The following is a 22,688-nucleotide window of genomic DNA, read 5'->3' as shown; positions in this document are numbered from 1 at the left end:
ATTTAACCAACAATCAAAAGTTTTATCTTAGCTTCTATGATCTCTTCTACCTCATCTTTTGCAAAGCTTTCTAGTTCTTGTTTGTTTGCATTAACACCATTCATACTCAAATGCCATAAAGCATTTTCTATCGCACTTTCTTTATCTCTTTTTACCACTCTAGTTTCATTAAAAATTTCAACCTCATAAGGGATATTTTGTGCATTTAAAAAACCTTGCAAATCCTCTTCATAAAAACCTTTAAAATGCGTATTAAAATGTTCAAATATAGGATCTAAAAAGCTACTTTTACGCCTACTTGCCCAACCTAAATACACTTTTTTAGGCGCTAAGTTTAAAAAAGCTTGATAGTCTTTTTCATTTTGCAAAGCAGGTGACATACTCAAAAAAGCTAAGTCAAATTTCATATTATGGTTGTTATAAAAGCTTTCAAAGTCCAAATTTAAAGTTTTTACATTTGATATAGCATGAGTTGTTGCATCTTCTTGCAAAATTTCAAGCATAGCGCTAGAACTATCTATACCCAAAACATCTTTTGCTTTTTGTGCTAAATGCAAAGTCCAAACACCGCTCCCACAGCCTATATCTACTACACTTTTACCTTGCAAGGATCCAAGTTTTGCCAAAGTAGTTTTTTGGATTTCGTTTAAGTTAGAACTATATCTTGCGTAACTTTTTGCTTTTTTATTCCATAAATTCATCTTCACTCCTTATTTTTTCTAATATAGTATAATATTTTTTTGTTTTTAGAAAGGAAAATTATGCGTGTATTGTTTTTGTGTTTGATTTCATTTTTTAGCTTATATGCTAAAAATTTAGTTAGTGTTAGTATCGCTCCGCAGGCTTATTTTGTAAAGCAAATTGCCAAAGATACTTTGGATATAAACATCGTTATACCTCCTAATGCAAATGAGCATACTTTCGAATTTAAACCAAGTGGTATTTTAAAACTTGAAAAAAGCGATATTTACTTCACAGCAAATTTGGAATTTGAAAAAATTTGGATTTTAAAGCTTAAGGATAATCTCAAAAACACCCAAATCATCTCCACACAAAATAGCATTAAGCTTATGCCTTTACAAGAGCATGCACACGATGGACACCACCACCATGGAGATGACCCTCACACTTGGCTTGATCCGGTTTTAGTTAAAACTCATGCTAAAAACATTGCCTTAGCACTTATAGAACAATACCCAGAAAATAAAGCATTTTACGAGCAAAATTTAAAAGACTTTTTAAAAGAACTTGATACGTTAAATTTACAAATTCAAGCACTTTTTGAACACAGTAAGGGCAAGTATTTTTTAGTATACCACCCATCTTGGGGGTATTTTGCTAAAAGATACCATTTAAATCAAATTCCTGTCGAAATAGAAGGCAAAGAACCTAAGCCAAAAGATTTAGCCAAACTCGCAAAACTCATACAAAAAGAACATATTAAAGCTATTTTCGTGCCAAAAGGAGCTAATAATAACACCATTAAAGCCATGGCAAATAACTATGGACTACAAATCATAGAGCTTGATCATTTGCCAAGCGATTACAACAATGCGCTTTTAAGCGATGCAAAAAATATAGCAAGCATGTTACAATGATACAAATTCAAATTGAAAATCTTGATTTTACTTATCATCAAGATATAGTTTTAAAAAATATCAACCTAAACTATAACAGTAAGGATTTTTTGGCCATAGTGGGACCAAATGGCGGGGGCAAATCTACACTTTTAAAGCTGATACTTGGCTTGCTTGATAGCCATAAAAAGATTAAATTTAATGGATTTAACCTCAAAGATATAGGCTATGTCCCGCAAAATACTTTAGCCAACCCAAACTTTCCAGTACGCGTACTAGAAGTAGTTATGATGGGCAGGGTGGATAAAAAATTCTTTGGTTTTTATACCAAAAAAGACCAAGATCAAGCTTTAATAGCCCTAGAAAAAGTAGGTATGAGAAATTTTTGGGATAAAAAAATCAATGAACTAAGCGGAGGCCAAAGACAGAGAGTTTACATCGCAAGAGCACTAGCAAGTGAATGCAAGCTTTTAATCCTTGATGAACCTACTGCAAGTATAGATACTAAAGGTTCGGTGCAGATTTTTGAGCTTTTGAAAAAATTACACGAAAGCGGGGTTGGTGTGATAGTAATATGCCATGATTTAAACGTCAGTTTAGCTTATGCAAACAAAATCGCATATTTAAACAAAGAATTATTTTTGCACGAAAATACTCCTGAAAAAAAAGCACACTTGCTAACACATCTAAGCCAAAATCATTCGCATTTTTGCGATGTGGAGCTTAGCTTGGAGCAGTGTTGTTGTAAAGGAGAAAATCATGCTTGAGCTTTTGTCTAGCTCTTTTATTCAAAATGCCTTTCTAGCAGCGTTTTTAACTAGCATTGCCTGTGGTATCATGGGGACTTTGATCATGATCAACCGTCTAAGTTCTATGGCAGGTGGTATTACCCATGGGGCTTTTGGTGGCATAGGCATAGCATTTTATTTTGGATTACCTGTGCTAGTTAGCACGAGTTTGTTTACGCTTTTTTTAGCTTTGCTTGTGGCGTTTTTGGTGCAAAAATACCCTTTTAGAAGCGACAATATAGTCGGTGTTGTATGGGCTTTTGGTATGGCTGTTGGGATCATACTTATAGACTTAACCCCAGGGTATAATGGCGACTTGATGGGATACTTGTTTGGTAGTATTTTATCTGTACCTACACAAGATATTATTTTATTTGCTGCGATTGATGTGATTTTTGTGTTTTTGGTTTTGCTTTTTTATCGTCAGTTTGAAATTCTAAGTTTTGATAAGGAATTTGCAAGCTTAAGAGGGGTTAAAACTGATGTTTTTCATTATCTTTTGATCGCAATGATGGCTTTTTGCATCGTAATCAGCATCAAGATAGTAGGACTTGTACTAGTGATAGCCTTGCTTAGTATACCTGCTTTTATCGCTGAAAGTTTTTCTAAAAAACTTGGGCAAATGATGATCATCTCCACGTTTTTAAGCATAAGTTTTTGCGTGGTAGGGCTTTTTGTAAGTTTTTATTATAATCTTGCAAGTGGAGCTTGTATTATAGCTAGTGCTTGCGTGGGTTTTGTGCTTTACCTTTGTTTTAGAGTTTTTATAAAGAAAATTTAACATACTTTGCGGGCTTATCGCAAAGTACTACTTTCATGTACTCTTAAAAAGCTTGCAAATTTTGGCTTACCATTTTTGGTTAAGCCGCTATACTTAAAAGTAATAATAGCGCCAATTGGCGGGGGATTTAAGCGATCGCTTTCTTTAAAACCTGAACCTATTTTAAAATCTACTTTTTTACCCTCGATAGTGGCTTCACAAAGCAAAGAACCCATTTTACCTTCCCATTTAGCCTTTGCTTTAAAATGCTCTTTTACTACACACTCTAAATCATCAAATGGCTTTAATTTAAAAGCATTGTTTGATCTTTTCTTTTCATAGCTTATGTCGTTTTTTCTTATGATAATACCTTCTCCTTTATGCAAAATAACATCTTGATAAAATTGCTCTAAATGATTTTTGTCTTTAATAGGAATTTGAGGAATAATCTTAATAAAATCGCTTGGATTTTTAACCAAATACTGGTTTAAAACTTCCAATCTTGCTTCTAAAGTACAAGGATCAAGTTTAAATTCTTTACAAGCATTTGGCACATCAAAGACATTATAACTTACTTTTTGCCAAAGTTTTTCATCAGGATTTTCCTGGCGTATTAAAGATGAAATTTCTTCAAAAGAAGCTCTTTTTACCCAAAGTTCTCCATCTAATTCGAATTTAGGAAAATTTTTTGTGAAAAACAAAGGGAGTTTTATGGCATTTCCTGCCCTTGTTTGCATAGACTTACCACTCCAAAGCCCTCTTACACCATCGAGTTTTTCACTCATAAGATAATGACTTAAATTTATATCTTTCAATGCTTTTTCATCATAGACTTTAAAAAGTAAAATATCTTTTGCAAAAAGAGAATTAAAAAAAGGAATAAAAAGAAAAACAAGGCTTATAAAAAGCCTTGCAGTAAGATTAAAGTGCTTTTTTAGCAGCATCTGCTATTTTAGCAAAAGCAGCTGCATCATTCATCGCTAAATCAGCTAAGATTTTTCTATCAAGCTCAATGCCTGCTTTTTTAAGACCATTTATAAATCTTGAATAACTAATATCATTTAGTCTGCAAGCTGCATTGATACGTACTATCCAAAGACGACGGAAATCACGTTTTTTGCGGCGTCTATCACGATACGCATAAACCAAACTTCTTTCTAATTGTTCTTTAGCTTTTCTAAAGTGTTTGCGGCGACCACTATAAAAACCACGCGCAAGTTTTAAAACCTTTTTATGTCTGCGGCGTCTTACAACACCTGTTTTTACTCTTGCCATATTTATCCTTTCACAAATTGGCGTTCGTTAAACGAATCTTGCCCTTTAAATAAGGGGAGTTTGAATGACTTTCGTCAAAAACTAAATTTAAGTGAGCTTAAATTCCTAACATTTTTTCAACCGCTTTAACATTGGTTGAGTGAACATACTTAGAAGTGCGAAGATCACGCATTCTTTTAGCAGGTTTTTTAGTCAAAATGTGGCTTCTATAAGCAGCACCTCTTTTGATTTTGTTTTTACCTACTTTGAAGCGTTTAACAGCACTTTTAACGCTTTTCATTTTTGGCATGTGTATCCTTTGGATCAATTTTTTCATAAAAGAAAGCTATCATTTTACTACAACTATGCTTTAGAAAAATTAAATTCTAGTTCTTCTTTTTTAACACATAAAGTTGTTCTTGTATATGCATAGAACGCTTAGAGAGGTTTCTGCTCGCTCTAAAGGCATTATACTTTTGCTCAAGCACAAAACATTCTCCAATGCTTTGAAGTCTTTTTGTAAAATTTTCTTTTTTTACAAAACCTTCACAATTATAAGAAAGCAATACAATCTTAGCTTTCAAATCATCTATCAAATCAAACAAAGCATCTTCGGCTTTTTTTTCTTTGTTGAAAGCACTGCGGTTCCAGTCTTTTGGTATGCCAGAAACCTTTGAAATTTCCTTTGGCTTTTTATAATTAGCGATTAAATTTAACATAAAATAATTTGATCCATAAGGATGTTGATTATAAGGCGGGTCTAAATACGCCACATCAAAACTATCAAGCTCCTTAGCTAAAACATTTGCATCTTTTTGAAAAACCTCATACTCACAAGTAAAATTTGAAAAAATAGGCATTTTTAAAACTATATCGCCTTTTATACGACTAAGCGCATTTGCTCCATTTCCTCCAAATTTTCCCACTCCATTTTTATCTTTATAAAAACCTTTAAAAACCCCACTTGTATTTGCATGTACGCTGGCTTCATAGATAAGCGGTGCAATGAAGTATTTTTGTATATTATTTGGTAATTTTGAAATTTTTTGTCGCATAGAATCTAAATACATCGCATTTTTAAGCGTATAAAAAACTCTTTCATCTTTTTGAATATACTCATCATCATTTGGTGCATAAAGCTTGCTTATAAAGCCTTTTTCAAGCTTTAAATCAGAGGTTAAAAAAGCATAATGTTTTTGTAATTCTTGTAAAAACTGTGCGTTTTGATTGCTTAAGTAACACTCATTAATGATTTTAGAATAATCCTCCAGATCATTTGCCATGATAAAACTCGCATAAGGCCTCACAAAACGCGAAACTACCCCAGAGCCACTAAATACATCACAAAAGCTAAATTTGTCTTTTTTTAGCTCATTTTGTGCAAATTTAAAGCCTTGATTTAAAAAATCAAGCAAGGATCTTTTATTGCCAAGATAAGTTATGATTTGTTCTTTTAAAAATTGCGGATTTTCTTGTAGCATAAGTTTAAAGACACAAGCCTTTTTAGGCTTGTGATTATTTTTTCTTTTTAGGAGTTACTAGCATATTTACATAGCGTCCTTCGAGTAAAGGTTCTTTGTCTCTATCTGCTATATCTTCAACCATTTGCCAAATTTTTTCAAGCAAGGCCACCCCTGCTTCAGGAGAGCCCATCTCACGACCTTTTAAAAACACTCTAAATTTCACATGCTTGCCTTGCTCTAAAAACTCGCTTGCATGCTTCACTTTATAGTTGATATCGTTTTGAGCGATTTTCACAGAAAGCTTGATTTCTTTTATATCAATCACTTTTTGTTTTTTCTTTGCTTCTTTTTGCTTTTTTTCTTGTTGATAACGGAATTTTCCATAATCCATTATCTTACATACAGGTGGCTTGGCTTCAGCAGCTATCATCACCAAATCAAGCCCTAGTCTATTTGCGATATCTAGCGCTTCATCACTACTAATAATGCCATAAACCTTGCCATCATCACCTATACATCTGATCTCATCTGCTTGAATTTCTTCATTTAGCAATACTTCTTTTTCTTTACTCAAAAGCGTACCTCACTTAATTTCTCCTTGGTTAGGGTTATAAATTCATCTAAAGTCATTGTTTTTTGTTCTTTTGCTCTTCTATCTCTTAAAGCCACACTTTGATTTGCTACTTCTTCATCGCCTAAAACAAGTATCATAGGCACATGTGCTTTTTCTGCGGTGCGGATTTTTTTGTTTAAGCTTTCGTTTTTATTATATACTTCACTATCAATACCAAGCTCTAAAAGCTTTCTTGCTATTTCTTTTGCATATTCATGATGATTTTGCGAAATAGGCACTATAGCTACTTGAGTTGGTGCAATAAAAAATGGCAACTCACCCGCACAATGCTCTACCAAAATTCCTATAAATCTTTCAAAAGAACCCAAAATAGCACGGTGAAGCATTACAGGTTGTTTTTTCTCATTATCTGCGTCTGTGTATTCGAGTTTAAAACGACTTGGCAAGTTAAAGTCTACTTGTATGGTTCCGCACTGCCATTTTCTCTTTAATGCATCGGTGATTTTTATATCTATTTTTGGGCCATAGAAAGCTCCACCACCCTCATCAATGCCGTATTTTAAATCTTGCTCATCTAAGGCTTCTTTTAGTGCTTTAGTTGCTATATCCCAAATTTCATCATCGCCTATCGCTTTTGCTGGGCGTGTTGAAATTTCCATTTCATAATCAAATTCAAAAGCTTTCATCAAGGTATCAACAAAACTTAGAATTTCTAACACTTGTTCTTTTATCTGACTTGGCATACAAAAAATATGCGCATCATCTTGGGTAAATTCTCTTACTCTAAAAAGCCCGTGTAAAACTCCACTTTTTTCATGGCGGTGCACTACACCGTATTCGAAAAATTTCAAAGGCAAGTCACGATAACTTCTAACATCATTTTGATAAATTTTAATATGCCCTACACAATTCATTGGCTTAATGCCATATTCTTGCTCATCAATTTGCGTAAAATACATATTTTCTTTATAGTTTGCATAATGCCCACTCACTTTCCATGCATCAGCCTTTAAAAGCTCAGGTCCACGCACTGGCTCATAACCTCTTAGTCTGTGTGCTTTATACAACAAATGTTCTAGCTTGCTTCTTAATTTTGCTCCATTGCTAAGCCATATAGGAAGTCCGCCGCCGATCTCATCATCAAAAGCAAAAAGCTTCATTTCATTACCAAGTTTTCTATGGTCTCTTTTTTTAGCTTCTTCTATGATTTTTAAGTATTCATTTAAACTTTCTTTATCTGCAAAAGCGGTACCATAAATTCTTGTAAGCATTTCTCTTTTCTCATCACCGCCTAAATACGCACCGGCTACACGAGTAAGCTTGAAAAATCTTAAATACCTAGTGTTTGGCACATGAGGCCCACGACATAAGTCTTCAAACTCACCTTGTTTGTAAATACTTACTTTACCATCAGGAATTCTTAATAAAACTTCTTGTTTAAGATCATCATTAGCAAATTTTTCTTTAACTTCTTGTTTGGAGAGTTCGTATTTTGTTATATCTAGCTTTGCTTCTGCTAGTTCTTTCATTTTCTTTTCGATTTTACTTAAGTCTTCTTCTGAAATTTTACTATCGACTCTAAAATCATAGTAAAACCCATCTTCTATCACAGGACCTACGAAAAATTTAGCTTCTGGATATAAGCTTTTAATCGCTTGAGCCATCAAGTGCGCACAAGAGTGGCGGATAACTTCTAAACTTTGTTTAGAATTATCAAAATAAACAGGACTTAAATTTGTATCATTATTAAAACTTTGAGTATCCACTAAAGTTTCATTGTTTGCATATGCAATTATATCTTTTGTCATTTCTACCCTTAGCACTCACTAACCTTGTGAGATTAAATTAAAATATAAGACTAATTTTAGCTATGAAAAACTTAAACTTTTTTTAAATAAAGGATATTTTTATCTTTCAAATACCCGTTCTTGATATATCTAACATACCACTCATAAAAAGATACAAAAACACAACACCTAAAATAATCCTATAAATTCCAAAAGGTATAAAGTTGATCTTGCTGATTAATTTTAAAAAGATTTTTATCACCACAAAAGCAACCACAAAAGCTGTTACAAAGCCTATTGCCAAAGGAATGAAATTGCTCATATTACTTAGCACTTGTGGTTCTTTATAGACACTATAAGCTGTTGCAACGATCATGGTTGGTATCGCAAGTAAAAAAGAAAATTCAGAAGCAACTTTACGGTCAAGTCCAAGCAATAACCCTCCTATGATACTTGCTCCACTTCTTGAAGTACCTGGTATGATCGCAAGAGCTTGCGTTAAGCCTATCAAAAAAGCTTGTTTATAACTTACCTCATCTAAAGAATGGATCGTATAGTCTTTTTTTCTATGCTTTAACTCTATCACAATAAAAATAATCCCACCGATTATCAACATTGTAGCCACTGTGTAGCCATTAAATATTTCTTTTAAAAACTTATATGCTATAAAACCTACCCCTCCTGCAGGCAAAAAGCCCACAGCAAGTTTAAGCCAGATATCGATTTTTTGAGTTAATTTATCTTTGAAAATCAAGATAACCGCTAGTATAGAACCAAGCTGAATGATAATAAAAAAACTTCTCCAAAAATCATCAATTTCTAAACCTAAAATTTCAGCACCCAAGATCATATGTCCGGTTGATGAAACGGGTAAAAATTCTGTTAAACCTTCAATAATTCCTAAAATCAAAGCATAATAATAATCTAAATTCATTTTTTAAGTACTCTTCTTGCAAAAATTAGCATAATCGCTACAAACACTACAAATCCTATAATCCCATCATCTTTAAATGGAGTCACAATAGCAAGTGGCTCTTCAGCCCCGCCTCTGCTAATAGAAAACACAGTTAAACCTGCTATTAACACTCCAAATATACTTTCTCCCACTATCAAGCCAGAAGCAAACAAAGTCCCTTTTTGCTCATGTTCTTGAATAAGTTCTTTTTTATGGGCATTTTTAGCATATCTTTTTTCTAAACGTTTTTTAATTAAATACGCTAAAAAACCTCCGATAAACAAAGGCGTGTTGATAGTTGGCGGTAAATACATACCTATACCCACAGCTAAAGGTGGTAAAGACATATTTTTAGTTCTTAACACTCGATCAACGATGATAATACCAACACCTACAAAGGCACCTATTATGATATAAGCCCAGTCGATATTAGCATTAAAAATTCCTTGTGCTATGGTGCTCATTAAATTTGCTTGTGGAGCAGCTAAAGCATTTGCTTCATCCATACCTTCTCTTGGTAAAGCACCCACAAAGCCATAAGCTTGATATAGCAAATTTAACACAGGAGCTATCGCTAAAGCCCCAAAAACACAACCTATAATCAAAGAAACCTGCTGTTTCCACGGAGTAGCACCCACTAAATAACCGGTTTTTAAATCCTGTAAATTATCATTTGAAATGGCCGCTGTTGCCAAAATAACACTTGTAATAAAAATCGCAAAAGCAATAGCAAATTTAGACATCAACGGATCATCAAATAAATTAATCTTATAACCTAAAAGTAGGATAATTAAAGATGAGATCATAATCCCTATAAGCCCTATACCTGAAATAGGAGAAGATGAAGAACCTACCAAACCTGCCATATATCCACAGGCTGAAGCCACAAAAAAACCTATAAAAATTGCGATCAAAGTTCCAACTAAAGCAAAAAGAATTTGATATCCACTAGCCAAAGTTGAGTCTGCTACAAAAGTATAAAAAGATACAAATAAACCTATGGCCATCAAAACAAATAATATTAGTATCGTTTTTAAAGATAAATCCGTATCTGTTGAATTTTTTGATACACTTAAAGAGGTTTTTTTAAGCATATTTTTTACACCATTATAAACAGGCTTTGCTAACTCGATTAAAGTCCATAATGCAGCTACGGCTATAGCTCCAGTACCTATTAATCGTACTTTTTGCGCCCAAATTTGACTTGCGATATCAAGTGTAGCTAAACTTAAATCAAGGTTTTCTTTAGATGAAAAATACGGTACAAACACCATCCATGCAAGTATCATACCCACAAGCAATGCAACTCCACCAGCTATACCGACTAAATATCCAGCACCCAAAAGCGCTACTGAATAACCCATGGAAAATGCAAAAGTCATTTTTTGCCACATAAAGGCTACACTGCTTCCGCTTGAAAGTAATTTAAATCCGCTTGAAAAAAGACTTACAATAGAAGCTATACTAACTCCTAAGATGATTTCTTTTAAACCTACTTTGCCTTTTTTGTCCGCTTGATCTTTGTTGGCTACTTTTAAAATTTCAGCTGCTGCCCTTCCTTCAGGATAAGCTAACTTGCTTTCTACTACCATAGCCCTACGCAAAGGTATAGTAAAAAGCACTCCTAAGCCACCACCACAAAGACAAAGCATAAAGGTAAGCCACAATGGGAATTCAACCCAATATCCACACATGAAAAGCCCTGGTATGACAAAAATAACAGCTGAAAGCGTACCTGCTGCTGACACTTGAGTTTGCACCATGTTATTTTCTAAAATATTAGAATCTTTGAAGATTTTTAAAACAGCCATTGCAATCACAACAGCAGGAATAGAAGTAGAAAAAGTAAGACCCACCTTAAGCCCCAAATATACATTTGAGGCTGTAAAGATTATAGTTAAAACACTTCCTAGTATAATACCCCTAAGCGTAAGCTCCGGTAGAGATTTTTTTGTATGCATTTTGTTTCTCCATTTTTATTGACATCCTTCGCATTCTATAGTTCTATCAACCACATTATCGTTAAGTTTTTCACTATCAGGACTTTCACTTCTTAAATAATAAGTTGATTTAACACCTAATTCCCAAGCAAGTTGATAAATTTCATTTAAATACCCACCGCTTGCTTTATCTAAAGAAACAAAGATATTTAAAGACTGACCCTGATCAATCCACTTACCACGAATCGCTGCTGCTTTGACTAGAATTTTTTGATCAAGCTCATAAGCAGGAGTATAATACTGCCATGTATTAGCACTTAAATTTGGCACAACAGTTGGTATCATACCGCTTAAGTTTTGCTCAAACCATTTTCTTTTATATACAGGTTCAATTGTTTGAGTTGTACCTACTAAAATAGAAATAGAAGAAGTTGGCGCTATAGCCATCAAATAGCCATTTCTTATACCATCTCTTTTTAATTTTTCTCTTAGCTTTTCCCAGTCACACTCGCTTTGATCAAACAAGCCATCACTTACAGTTAGTTTTTTTGCATTTTCATTTGCTACATCAATTGGCACTATACCTTTACTCCAATTTGAACCTTCAAAATCAGGATAAGAACCTTTCTCCAAAGCTAAATTTGAACTTGCTAAAATTGCCTCATAACTAATCATCTCCATAATACGGTCAATTTTTTCAAAATGTTCATTTGATCCCCAGTAAATTTGAGCTTCAGCTAACATTTGCGCTTCACCCATTACACCAAGACCTATAGCGCGTGATTTTAGGTTGGTATTTTTTACTTTTACATGTGGATAAAAATTTAGATCAATCACATTATCAAGCATTCTTATTGCCGTTGGTACAACTCTTTGAATATCTTCTTTAGTATTGATTTTGCTTAGATTAATACTTGCTAGATTACAAACAGCGGTTTTGCCTTCGTTTTTATATTTTTCTACTATATAAACTTTTTTTCCATTAATGCTATCTAAAGTAGAAACTTTCTTAGCAAGTTTTTTATACCCTCCATCTATCACAAGTTCTTCGTTTTCATCTAAATGAAGTTCTGTTTTATCATCAAATACAATTTTGATTTGATAGTAATTTGGATCTGTATTTTGGAAAATTTCTGTACATAAATTTGAACTTCTTATGATACCTGCATGTGCATTTGGATTTGCCTTATTAGCACTATCTTTAAAGCATAAAAATGGCATACCTGTTTCAAAATACGAAAGTAGAATTTTTTTCCAAAGTTCTTTTGCATCTACTATTTCTTTGGCAATGCTTTCATCTTTTTCAAATTCTTCATATTTTTTTTCAAATTCTTCACCGTATAAATCACATAAGCTTGCAGTATCAGCAGGATCAAAAAGTGTCCACTTGCCATTTGCTCTTACTCTTTTCATAAACAAATCATTAATCCATAAAGCAGGGAAAAGCTCATGCGCTCTTCTTCTTTCCTCTCCTGAATTTTTACGCAAATCTAAAAAGTCATTGATGTCCATATGCCAAGGTTCAATATATACCGCAATCGCTCCTTTTCTAGTGCCAAGCTGATCTACTGCAACGGCAATATCATTAGTGATTTTTAAAAATGGTATGATTCCACCTGCTGCGTTTTTATGTCCATCTATGCTTCCACCCATAGCACGCACTTTAGACCAATCCCAACCTATACCACCGCCAAATTTAGATAAAAGTGCCATTTCATGATAAGAGTCAAAAATACCCTCAATATTATCAGGTGTACTTCCTATATAACAAGAACTAAGTTGATGTCTTGTGGTTCTTGCATTAGAAAGAGTTGGGGTTGCAAGCATGACTTCAAATGTAGAAATAAGATCATAAAATTTCTTAGCCCAAGTTTGAGAATCCAACTCATTTTGTGCTAAAAACATTGCAATAGCCATAAACATTTGTTGTGGTAATTCTATAGGCATACCCTTAGAATCTTTAATCAAATATCGATCATATAAAGTTTTGATACCAAGATAAGTAAATTGCAAATCACGTTCAGGTTTTATATAGGCATCAAGATCATCTAAATCGTATTTTTCTTTTAAACCAATTAAAATCCTACCTTCTTTTTCGCCTTTTTCAAGGTATTCTCTTAAATGTTTGTAGCCATTATAACCACTGACTTTTTTATACAAATCATACAAAAACAATCTTGCAGCAACAAAAGTCCAATTAGGTCTATCGATGTCTATTTTATCTACTGCTGTTTTGATTAAAGTTTGCTGGATTTCTTCTGTTGTTATACCATCACGAAATTGAATTTTTGCATCTACTTCAAGTTCACTTTGACTGACATTTTCTAAATTTGCTACTGCATCTGTGGTATATTTTTTGATCTTTGAAACATCTAATTCTTCAGTTCTTCCATTTCTTTTTAATACTTTCACTCACAACCCCTAATGTTATTATTTAAAAGTTCTTGCAAAAATTTTATCTACGTTCTTTGTATAGTAGTTATAATCAAAGCAATTTCTAATATCTGCTTCACTTAAAGATTTTTTCAAATCCTCATCAGTTAACAAAGCTAACAAAAACAAACTTTCGCCCTTTTCATTTAACGCAGGCTTGCCATTTTGCAAATCAGCCCATACTTTCATGGCATTTCTTTGAACAATCTTGTAAGCTTCTTCTCTACTTATACCCTTGAATGGAAGTTCAAGTAAAACTCTTTGAGAGAATACAAGTCCTCCGGTTAAATTTAAATTTTTCATCATATTTTCTGGATACACCAAAAGCTTTTCTATCACACCACACAATCTTGAAAGCATAAAATCTGTTGTGATAAAAGCATCAGGTAATACAAATCTTTCTACACTAGAATGCGATATATCTCTTTCATGCCACAATGCTACATTTTCTAAAGCAGGTGTTACATAAGCTCTTATCATTCTACAAAGACCGGTGATATTTTCACTCAAAACAGGATTTCTTTTGTGAGGCATAGCAGAGCTTCCTTTTTGTCCTTGAGAAAAATACTCTTCAGCTTCATATACTTCTGTTCTTTGAAAATGACGGATCGCAACGGCAATTTGCTCACAACTTGAAGATAAAATAGCTAAAGCTGAAATAACTTGTGCATAACGATCTCTTTGTATCACTTGGTTTGAAACTGGTGCTGGTTTAAGATCTAAATTTTTACAAACTTCTTCTTCAAATTCAAGTGGAGCATGTGCAAAATTTCCCATAGCACCACTGATTTTCCCATAGCTAATCACTTCTTTTGCATGAGCAATTAGATCTTTTGCATGCACTAACGAATCATACCAAATAGCCAAAACCAAACCAAAAGTTATAGGCTCGCCATGAATTCCATGACTTCTTCCTACCATTAAGGTATTTTTATGTTCATATGCTCTTGTTTTTATCGCTGCTAAAACTTGATCTAAATCTTGTAAGATTAGTTCTAGACTATCTTTAATCTGCAAAGCAACCGCAGTATCAATACAATCTGAACTTGTCATCGCATAATGCACAAAACGACTTTCTTCACCCAAACTTTCACTTACACTAGTTAAAAAAGCAATAACATCGTGCTTGGTAGTTTTTTCTATCTCATCTATTCTTGCTATGTCAAATTTTGCATTTTTTATAATTTTTTCACAATCATCATCTTTAATAAGACCAAGTTTATTCCATGCTTTCACAGCTGCTAATTCTACTTTTAACCATGCATCATATTTTGCTTGCATGTCCCATTTTTTAGCCATGATTTCTCTACTATATCTTTCAACCATTTTCAAGACCTTTTTATATATAATTTTTTATGAAAAAATAGCTTAAATTTTATTATAATTTACCTAAGAAAGTTATTAAATGGCATATATAAAAAAGAAACTATCAAATAATGGAAAAAAGGCATTTAGACTGCTTATGGATGAGCTGAAAATTTCCATGCGTGAAGCACAAAAACTCATTGATAAAAAAAGACTATTTTGTAATGGAATTTTAGTAGAAGAAAAAAACAAATTTTTAGATGGTTTAGTAGAACTAATCATATACGAAAATAACCCTAAAGGACTAGAAGTAGTTTATGAAAATGATGACTTTGCTGTAGTAGAAAAACCAAGTGGGATACTAACTCATCCTAATGGCCGTAACTGTAATTATAGTCTTTGTGATGAAATTTGGCATTTATGGGGTGAAAAAGCTTGTGTGGCACATAGATTAGATAAAGAAACAAGTGGACTTTTACTCATAGCAAAACATAAAAATGCACAAATTGAATTAAAAACTATGTTTGAAAAAAGACTAGTGCAAAAAAGCTACCTTGCTCTAGTAAAAGGAAAAACCAAAAAAGAATTTATGGTAGATGAAAAAATGGATTTAGCTAAAGACTATGATGCAGTCAAAACTAGAATGCAAATTTGTGAAAACGGCAAAGAAGCTTTAACCCAATTTTACACTTTAGAGTATTTTAAAAATTTAGACGCTAGTTTGGTTTTAGCCAAACCTCTAACAGGCAGACAACATCAAATACGACTACATTTGTTTCATGTGAAACATAAAATTTTAGGTGATCCTTTATATGGTTTAGAAAAAATACAAATCGAACAAATACTAGATGGAAAAATGAGTGAAGTCGAAAGAATTCAGATTACAGGGGCTAAAAGACTGCTTTTACACTCTTTTAGCTTAGATTTTATATATAAAAATCAAAAATTTTCAATACAATCTCAAAAAAATATAAAAGATGAATTTTTAAAAGAAGGATTATTGTGAAAAAATATTTCTATTGGATATTTTTGCCCTCATAATATCGGAGATATGGTTGCAAGTTTAGATATGCTATATGCAATTAAATATATTTACCATGCAAATATAACAGTTTTTTGCAGAAAAAATACTGAATCTATTCTAAAAAAATTTTGATTTTATTGACCATATAGAACTAATTGAAAAAATTGATGAAAATATTATCGATCAAATCAATAAATATTCATTAGATTATATGATATCCTTCCATGCAAAATCTTTTTTAATTAAACTTCTAATAAATACAAAACGTATTATTGTAAAAGCAAAATTTGTTAGTATATTTTCTCTTAAGCGTAAAACGGTCTTTACAAGCATAACAAAAAGATTTTTTAAAAATAGAAGTGATAGAGATAGAATGCTGTATTATGCTAGAAAAATAGATCCTAAAAAATTTGATAAATACATAAAAATCAATTTTAATACCACTATAAAAACATCAAATGAAAACAAAGATATTATTAAAATTATCTCCAATAAAACAATATCAAAAATTGCATTATTGTAAATCCCTTTAGCATTACAGTAGATTTCACACTAAAAACAACTTCATTTCTTGAGCTTATAGCATGCATTCGAATTTCATATCCAAATATTGCTATTATTATTCCAACTTATAACGATATTCATGATACTTTTATAAAAAATATTGAACAATTTAATATAAATCTTTTATCAGAAATTTATATTTTTAAAAATAATGATGATATTTTAAATTTAGCTGAACTTATATCTCAATCAAAATGCATTATTAGTCCCAGTACAGGTCCAATTCATATCGCAAGTAATATGAAAATTCCTAGTATTGGATTATATCCTAAAAAAGATAGTATATTTTGGCCAACATACAATAAAGATTATGTTTTTATTGATAAAAAATATAACGAATTATCACACAATGAAATCAATAAAATTATAACAAGTGTAATTGATAAACTTAAAAATTATATCAATTAATCACTTATCTTCGTTTTTTAAAACATAAATAATCCCACCTAATCCTATAATCACCACTATACTTATAAAAATAAGTTGAGCTATATCAAGTAAAGTCATTATTTATTTTGCCTTTCTTTGAGTTGTCCGCATGCAGCTGAAATATCAAGTCCTTTGCTTTCTCTTATTGTACAAGTAACACCTTTTGCACTTAAGTAATCTTGGAATTTAACCGCATTTTCAACACTTGGTCTTTTATATAAACTTCCTTCATGTGGATTAAAAAGTATTAAATTCACTTTAGCTTTTATACCATTTAGCAGTTTAACTAATTCTTTTGCATGTTCTATTTTATCATTAATTCCATCAATTAAAAGATATTCAAACATCACTCTCTTACGCTGATCTATAGGAAAATTTCTCACCGCTTCCATAATACTTGCTATATTATAAGCTTTATTAATAGGCATTAATTCACTTCTAAGTTCATCATTTACAGCATGGAGTGAAATAGCCAAAAGCACGCCCAAATTCATCTCGCCAAGTTCTTTGATCTGTTTTGCTAAACCGCTAGTGCTTATCGTTTGTCTTCTAGGACTTATTGCCAAAGCATCATTATCTGCTAAAATTCTAACTGCCTTAGAAACATTTTTAAGATTATCCAAAGGCTCACCCATACCCATATAGACTATGTTAACTCTTCTTTCATAAGGTATGTTGTTATGTTTTTTGATCCATAAAATTTGTCCTACTATTTCCCCTGCACTTAAATTTCTTTTTAAACCACCTTTAGCAGTAAGACAAAAACTACAACCACTTTTACAACCCACTTGAGAAGAAACACAGATTGTGTATCTAGCGTGTTTAATGATTTTACCATCTTCATCTACAAGTTCATCTTTCATAGGAAGCAAAACAGCTTCTATCTTTTTACCATCTAGAAGTTCAAAAAGATATTTTATACTCCCATCTTTACTTTTTTCTTCTTTAACACATTTTAAAGGTGAAAAATGAAAATTTTCTTGCAAATGGCTTCTAAAGTCTTTTGGCAAAGATGACATTTGTAAAAAATCATCTGCATATTTTTTATATACCCATTCAAAAATTTGCTTTGCTCTAAATTTAGGCTGAACCAAATTTTCTAATTCTTCTTTGGTAAAATCCAATATATTTTTTAATTCACTCATTTTTTTCCTATATAAGTTTTTTATCATATAAAAATTCTTTTAATAATTCTTTTGCTTTTTGATGGTTTTTTAAAAAATCCTCATGTGCAAATTCGTTACAAAAATTTGTCGCACACAAATAACAAATCCCTTCAATTTTATGTATTTTTGCACACGAAAGCACTGCATATCCTTCCATATTTTCAATATGCATACCTTTTTTAAAAAATTCTCTTGCGATTTTTTCATCTTTACAAATATAATTTGAAGAGTTAATCATAGTTTCATGTGAAACATTTAATCTAACCTCATTAGCTATAGGCGTATAAAAACTATCAAATAAATTTGCATATTCTAAATTCGCAGCATTAGAGCTTTCGTAAAGATCTAAAATTTTACCTTCTTGGTAAATTCCACATGTTCCTATAAAGATTATTCTATCTACTTTTTTTTGACTTAGAATTTTTCCTAAAGAAAATGCAGAATGAACTAAACCGATACCAATACTTTGTGCAAATTTAAAATCTTCATTACCACCTGCACATACTATAAGATTTTCCAAAAATTAACCTTTGTAAAAAATAATTCAAATTTTATCTAATTAGGACTTAAAATAATGCTATAATTAATATTTTTTAGATAAAATAAATTTTATGATAAAAGCGAAAAAACATTTTGGACAAAATTTTTTATGTGATAAAAGCGTGGTAGATAAAATCATCCAAGCCATACCCAAAGATGCTAAAAATATAGTTGAGATTGGGCCTGGCTTAGGTGATTTAACGCAAGAACTTTTGAAAATCCCACAAGCTAAGATTAGAGCTTATGAGATTGATAAAGATTTGATTCCTATTTTAAATAAAAAATTTCAAAATGAGATTGAAGGTGGAAATTTTGAGCTTATTCATCAAAATGCAAGCGATGCTTTTGATCAAGGAAGTTTAAGCGACAAAGAGTACTTTTTAGTAGCAAATTTACCATATTATATTGCTACAAATTTGATTTTAAAAGCCTTAGAAGATCGAAATTGTCTTGGGCTTATAGTAATGGTGCAAAAAGAAGTAGCGCAAAAATTTTGCGCAAATGAAAAAGAAAGTAATTTTTCAGCTTTAGGGGTACTTTGTGCATTAATATGCCAAAGACAAATGCTTTTTGATATACAACCACAAAGCTTTAATCCTCCGCCAAAAGTTACTTCAGCTGTAATGAAACTGATAAAAACAAGTCATTATCAGCATCAATGTGAAAATATAGAAGCTTTTAAAGATTTTCTAAGAGTGTGTTTTCAAAATCCAAGAAAACAACTTATATCTAATTTTAAAAATAAAAAAGAAAAAATTTTAAAAGCATTTGAAGCACTAAATCTCTCTTCTACCTCAAGAGCTCATGAAATTAGCGTTGATTTATACCTTAAAATTTATGAATATTTAAAGGAAGACTATGAGCGAAGAAAACAAAACTCAAGAACAAACTAAACCTAAAAGATTCAATAAGTTTAGAAATAGAAAAAGAAAAGATTCGCAAAACCAAGAACAAAATGCTGAAGTTAAAGTAGAAAATACTCCAGCTGAAGCAAGTGAAGAAAAAAAGAAAAAGAAAAAAAATAGAAATTTACCTTCTAAGCTAAGTGGTAATGAAGAATGGCAAATAGAACTTTCTAAAAGTATCGAAGCAAATAAAATCATGCATGAACTAAGACTTCACCCTTTAAAACACAACAATTCAAGTGAGCATAAAATTCGCATTACCCCATTAGGTGGATTAGGGGAAATTGGTGGAAATATCACTGTATTTGAAACCAATAATGATGCGATTATTGTTGATATAGGTATGAGTTTTCCAGATGGAACCATGCATGGGGTAGATATCATCATACCTGATTTTGATTATGTAAGAAAGATTAAAAATAAAATTCGCGCTATTATCATCACACATGCTCATGAAGATCATATCGGTGCGGTGCCGTATTTTTTCAAAGAATTCCAATTCCCTATCTATGCAACACCTTTAGCATTAGGTATGATTTCAAATAAATTTGAAGAACATGGATTAAAAGCCGAACGTAAATGGTTTAGACCTGTAACAAAAAGACAAATCTATGAAATAGGAGATTTTGATCTAGAATGGATCCATATAACCCACTCTATTATTGATGCTTCAGCTTTGGCTATTAAAACAAAAGCAGGAACTATCATACACACAGGAGATTTTAAAATAGATCAAACACCAATCGATGGCTATCCAACAGATTTAAGTCGTTTAGCACATTATGGTGAAGAAGGCGTGCTTTGTCTTTTAAGTGATAGTACAAACTCATATAAAGAAGGCTACACAAAAAGTGAAAGTTCTGTAGGGCCTACTTTTGATCAAATTTTTGCTAAAACTAAAGGTAGGGTGATTATGAGCACCTTTAGCTCTAATATCCACCGTGTATATCAAGCTATTAGCTATGGTTTAAAATATGGTAGAAAAGTATGTGTCATAGGGCGTTCTATGGAAAGAAATCTCTATACAACTATGGAACTTGGCTATATCAAGCTTGATAGAAAAATTTTCATTGATGCAGATGAAGTCAGCAAATACAAAGATAATGAAGTATTAATTGTTACCACAGGAAGTCAAGGCGAAACTATGAGCGCTTTATATAGAATGGCTACTGATGAGCATAAATTTATCAAAATCAAACCTAGTGATCAAGTTATCATTTCAGCTAAAGCAATACCAGGAAATGAAGCAAATGTTTCTGCTGTGCTTGATTATCTTTTAAAAGCAGGAGCTAAAGTAGCTTATCAAGAATTTAGTGAAATTCACGTAAGTGGGCATGCTAGCATAGAAGAACAAAAACTCATGTTAACTTTAGTAAAACCTAAATTTTTCTTGCCAGTGCATGGAGAATACAATCATATCAACAAACATAAAGAAACTGCACTCAAATGTGGCATACCTGAAAGAAATATCTACTTAATGAGCGATGGAGATCAAGTAGAACTTTGCCAAAAATACATCAAACGTGTAAAAACAGTTAAAACAGGAAAAGTTTTTGTAGATAATCAAATCAACAAACAAATCGCAGATGATGTTGTCATTGATAGACAAAAGTTAGCAGATAGTGGTATAGTTGTCATCATTGCTCAGCTTGATAAAGCAAGTAAAACACTAATCAATAAACCAAGAGTATTTAGCTATGGTTTAGTGGCTGATAAACAAGATGGAGCATTCTCAAAAGAAATGAGTGATGTTTTAAGTCAATTTTTCCCTAATGTAAAAGATGAAATTTTAGACAACCCAAAAGTTTTAGAAGCACAAATTAGACAAGTACTAAGAAAGCATATTTTTAGAAAAATCAAAAAATATCCGACCATAGTACCGACCATTTTTGTGATGTAAAGTAAAACTATGAGAATTAATAAATTCATCTCACATAATAGTAAATACTCTCGCCGTGAGGCTGATGAGTTAATCAAGCAAGGCTTAGTAAAAATCAATAAAAAAACAGCCTTGCTCAGTGATAGCGTAAATCCTGAAGATAAAGTTTTCATCAATGGTAAAAAACTCCATAAAAAAACACAATTTTCAGTGATTATTTACCATAAACAAAAAGGCGAGATAGTTAGCAAAAGAGATGATAGAGGTAGAAAAACCATCTATCATACTTTGCCAAAACAATTTAACACTTGGCTTAGTGTAGGAAGACTTGACTTTGCAAGTGAAGGTTTACTTTTACTCACTGATTCTCCTGTGATAGCAGATGCACTGATGCATAGTGATTTAGAAAGAGAGTATTACTTAAAAGTAAAAGGTAGTGTAGATAAAAATGTCATTGAAGCTATGCAAAATGGTCTAGAAATTCAAAATGAAAAAAAAGGAGCTCATGCTAAAACCAAAATAACCTCAATGAGTTTTGCTCCATTTTTAGGTTTTGAAATTTTTGGTTCTAGTGGAGGTTATACTAAATTAAAAGTAATCATCAATGAAGGTAAAAATAGAGAACTAAGACGCTTTTTTGGACATTTTGACTTAGAAGTAATGGACCTTAAAAGAGTAGCTTTTGGTGCCTTAGATCTTGGCATGTTAAAAGCAGGAAAGTATCGTTACTTAGAAAATGGCGAGTATGAAAAATTGCGTGATTTTTTAAAAACAAATAATATAAAATATTAAATTCACATTATTTCCACAAAGAATTTTTATAATTTTTCAAAATATTTAAAAAGGAAAATTAATGAAAATTCTAACTACTCTTTTTAGTGTAATTATGGTTTTTATTGCGATAACACATGAAGAAACTCTTGCAGAAAAATTAGAAAGCAAATGTCAAGATCAAAAATCTTGCTTAGTAAAAGCTATGAATATGATTAATTGATACTTTAAAATTACTTAAATTAATTAAAATTTAATTTTAATCTTGTATAATTAGCAATTTAATTTATATAAAAAAGGAAAATTATGGCAAACCATAAATCTGCTGAAAAAAGAGCAAGACAAACTATCAAAAGAACTGAAAGAAATAGATTTTATAGAACAAGATTAAAAAACATTACAAAAGCGGTTCGTGAAGCAGCAGCAAACAATGATAAAGAAGCTGCACAAAATGCGTTGAAAGTAGCTAATAAAAGCATTCACGCTATGGTAAGTCGTGGATTTTTGAAAAAACAAACTGCATCACGCCGTGTTAGCAGATTGGCATTATTGGTAAATAAATTAGCATAATTTA

24 protein-coding genes are annotated in these 22,688 nt (G+C 31.8%); 10 read left to right on the top strand and 14 right to left on the bottom strand.

Features of this window, described 5'->3' with window-relative positions; genetic code table 11:
- Positions 1 to 2 precede the first annotated feature (2 nt).
- Entirely contained in the window at positions 3 to 701 is a 699-nt protein-coding gene (locus A0083_RS00315) for a class I SAM-dependent methyltransferase (protein ID WP_197553316.1), read from the bottom strand.
- Positions 702 to 761: 60 nt separating this feature from the next.
- Here A0083_RS00315 and A0083_RS00310 point away from each other — a divergent pair, with 60 nt between their 5' ends.
- The 3 genes from A0083_RS00310 to A0083_RS00300 are packed head-to-tail and all read left to right on the top strand — an operon-like array spanning position 762 to position 3,146.
- Positions 762 to 1,598, top strand: a complete 837-nt coding sequence (locus A0083_RS00310) for a metal ABC transporter solute-binding protein, Zn/Mn family (RefSeq protein WP_197553313.1) — start codon at positions 762 to 764, stop codon at positions 1,596 to 1,598.
- Positions 1,595 to 2,344, top strand: coding sequence for a metal ABC transporter ATP-binding protein (locus A0083_RS00305; RefSeq protein WP_120760634.1), 750 nt, complete (start codon positions 1,595 to 1,597; stop codon positions 2,342 to 2,344). The genes A0083_RS00310 and A0083_RS00305 overlap by 4 nt, the downstream gene beginning before the upstream one ends.
- Entirely contained in the window at positions 2,337 to 3,146 is an 810-nt protein-coding gene (locus A0083_RS00300) for a metal ABC transporter permease (protein WP_197553310.1), read from the top strand. The genes A0083_RS00305 and A0083_RS00300 overlap by 8 nt, the downstream gene beginning before the upstream one ends.
- Positions 3,147 to 3,160: 14 nt before the next feature.
- Here A0083_RS00300 and A0083_RS00295 read toward each other — a convergent pair whose 3' ends face one another.
- The 10 genes from A0083_RS00295 to purB form a co-directional block, all read right to left on the bottom strand.
- Positions 3,161 to 4,069, bottom strand: a complete 909-nt coding sequence (locus A0083_RS00295) for a DNA ligase (protein WP_197553307.1) — start codon at positions 4,067 to 4,069, stop codon at positions 3,161 to 3,163.
- A complete protein-coding gene (gene rplT, locus A0083_RS00290; protein WP_039617097.1) occupies positions 4,047 to 4,400 on the bottom strand; it encodes a 50S ribosomal protein L20 in 354 nt (117 codons plus the stop codon). Before rplT ends, A0083_RS00295 begins: the two co-directional genes overlap by 23 nt.
- Before the next feature lie 97 nt (positions 4,401 to 4,497).
- Positions 4,498 to 4,689 (bottom strand): 50S ribosomal protein L35, encoded by a 192-nt coding sequence (gene rpmI, locus A0083_RS00285; RefSeq protein WP_039617094.1) that lies wholly within the window; start codon positions 4,687 to 4,689, stop codon positions 4,498 to 4,500.
- A 76-nt stretch (positions 4,690 to 4,765) separates the two neighbouring features.
- The gene (locus tag A0083_RS00280) at positions 4,766 to 5,860 is read right to left on the bottom strand and encodes a DNA adenine methylase (protein ID WP_197553305.1); all 1,095 of its coding nucleotides are present in this window, start codon (positions 5,858 to 5,860) and stop codon (positions 4,766 to 4,768) included.
- A 34-nt stretch (positions 5,861 to 5,894) separates the two neighbouring features.
- Entirely contained in the window at positions 5,895 to 6,416 is a 522-nt protein-coding gene (infC, locus tag A0083_RS00275) for a translation initiation factor IF-3 (RefSeq protein ID WP_043019265.1), read from the bottom strand.
- A complete protein-coding gene (gene thrS, locus A0083_RS00270; protein WP_197553303.1) occupies positions 6,413 to 8,224 on the bottom strand; it encodes a threonine--tRNA ligase in 1,812 nt (603 codons plus the stop codon). The genes infC and thrS overlap by 4 nt, the downstream gene beginning before the upstream one ends.
- A gap of 106 nt (positions 8,225 to 8,330) precedes the next feature.
- Positions 8,331 to 9,137: an undecaprenyl-diphosphate phosphatase gene (locus A0083_RS00265; RefSeq protein WP_197553301.1), complete on the bottom strand. Its 807-nt coding sequence runs from the start codon at positions 9,135 to 9,137 to the stop codon at positions 8,331 to 8,333.
- Positions 9,134 to 11,119, bottom strand: a complete 1,986-nt coding sequence (locus tag A0083_RS00260) for an OPT family oligopeptide transporter (RefSeq protein ID WP_197553299.1) — start codon at positions 11,117 to 11,119, stop codon at positions 9,134 to 9,136. Before A0083_RS00260 ends, A0083_RS00265 begins: the two co-directional genes overlap by 4 nt.
- Before the next feature lie 15 nt (positions 11,120 to 11,134).
- A complete protein-coding gene (locus A0083_RS00255; protein WP_120760641.1) occupies positions 11,135 to 13,510 on the bottom strand; it encodes a ribonucleoside-diphosphate reductase subunit alpha in 2,376 nt (791 codons plus the stop codon).
- A gap of 18 nt (positions 13,511 to 13,528) precedes the next feature.
- Complete coding sequence (gene purB, locus A0083_RS00250) at positions 13,529 to 14,857, bottom strand: adenylosuccinate lyase (protein WP_197553297.1); 1,329 nt, start codon at positions 14,855 to 14,857, stop codon at positions 13,529 to 13,531.
- A 79-nt stretch (positions 14,858 to 14,936) separates the two neighbouring features.
- Between purB and A0083_RS00245 the strand changes: the two genes are divergently transcribed.
- The gene (locus tag A0083_RS00245; RefSeq protein ID WP_197553295.1) at positions 14,937 to 15,842 is read left to right on the top strand and encodes an RluA family pseudouridine synthase; all 906 of its coding nucleotides are present in this window, start codon (positions 14,937 to 14,939) and stop codon (positions 15,840 to 15,842) included.
- A 519-nt stretch (positions 15,843 to 16,361) separates the two neighbouring features.
- Positions 16,362 to 16,832 carry a glycosyltransferase family 9 protein gene (locus tag A0083_RS08255; RefSeq protein ID WP_197554491.1) on the top strand — a complete coding sequence of 157 codons (471 nt, stop codon included), beginning with the start codon at positions 16,362 to 16,364 and terminating at the stop codon, positions 16,830 to 16,832.
- Here A0083_RS08255 and A0083_RS08070 read toward each other — a convergent pair whose 3' ends face one another.
- From A0083_RS08070 to A0083_RS00230, 3 genes are read right to left on the bottom strand one after another with little or no spacing between them, the layout of a single operon-like run.
- Positions 16,833 to 16,931 (bottom strand): hypothetical protein, encoded by a 99-nt coding sequence (locus tag A0083_RS08070; protein ID WP_232087560.1) that lies wholly within the window; start codon positions 16,929 to 16,931, stop codon positions 16,833 to 16,835.
- The gene (gene rlmN / locus A0083_RS00235) at positions 16,931 to 17,998 is read right to left on the bottom strand and encodes a 23S rRNA (adenine(2503)-C(2))-methyltransferase RlmN (protein ID WP_197553293.1); all 1,068 of its coding nucleotides are present in this window, start codon (positions 17,996 to 17,998) and stop codon (positions 16,931 to 16,933) included. Before rlmN ends, A0083_RS08070 begins: the two co-directional genes overlap by 1 nt.
- Before the next feature lie 7 nt (positions 17,999 to 18,005).
- Complete coding sequence (locus tag A0083_RS00230) at positions 18,006 to 18,539, bottom strand: purine-nucleoside phosphorylase (protein WP_197553291.1); 534 nt, start codon at positions 18,537 to 18,539, stop codon at positions 18,006 to 18,008.
- Between the two features lie 91 nt (positions 18,540 to 18,630).
- Here A0083_RS00230 and rsmA point away from each other — a divergent pair, with 91 nt between their 5' ends.
- From rsmA to rpsT, 5 genes are all read left to right on the top strand, one after another.
- On the top strand, positions 18,631 to 19,452 hold the full coding sequence (gene rsmA / locus A0083_RS00225; RefSeq protein WP_197553288.1) for a 16S rRNA (adenine(1518)-N(6)/adenine(1519)-N(6))-dimethyltransferase RsmA: 822 nt from the start codon (positions 18,631 to 18,633) through the stop codon (positions 19,450 to 19,452).
- Positions 19,418 to 21,364, top strand: a complete 1,947-nt coding sequence (locus A0083_RS00220; protein WP_120760648.1) for a ribonuclease J — start codon at positions 19,418 to 19,420, stop codon at positions 21,362 to 21,364. The genes rsmA and A0083_RS00220 overlap by 35 nt, the downstream gene beginning before the upstream one ends.
- Before the next feature lie 9 nt (positions 21,365 to 21,373).
- On the top strand, positions 21,374 to 22,135 hold the full coding sequence (locus A0083_RS00215) for a pseudouridine synthase (protein WP_197553285.1): 762 nt from the start codon (positions 21,374 to 21,376) through the stop codon (positions 22,133 to 22,135).
- 61 nt (positions 22,136 to 22,196) lie between these two features.
- Positions 22,197 to 22,337, top strand: coding sequence for a hypothetical protein (locus A0083_RS00210; protein WP_172586673.1), 141 nt, complete (start codon positions 22,197 to 22,199; stop codon positions 22,335 to 22,337).
- A gap of 83 nt (positions 22,338 to 22,420) precedes the next feature.
- Positions 22,421 to 22,684 (top strand): 30S ribosomal protein S20, encoded by a 264-nt coding sequence (rpsT, locus tag A0083_RS00205; protein WP_039617063.1) that lies wholly within the window; start codon positions 22,421 to 22,423, stop codon positions 22,682 to 22,684.
- Positions 22,685 to 22,688 lie beyond the last annotated feature (4 nt).

This window comes from Campylobacter sp. 2014D-0216 (assembly GCF_014931215.1).
Classification (GTDB): Bacteria; Campylobacterota; Campylobacteria; order Campylobacterales; family Campylobacteraceae; genus Campylobacter_D.
Note: the sequence above shows the minus strand (reverse complement) of the source record. Positions and strands in the feature narration are given on the sequence as shown.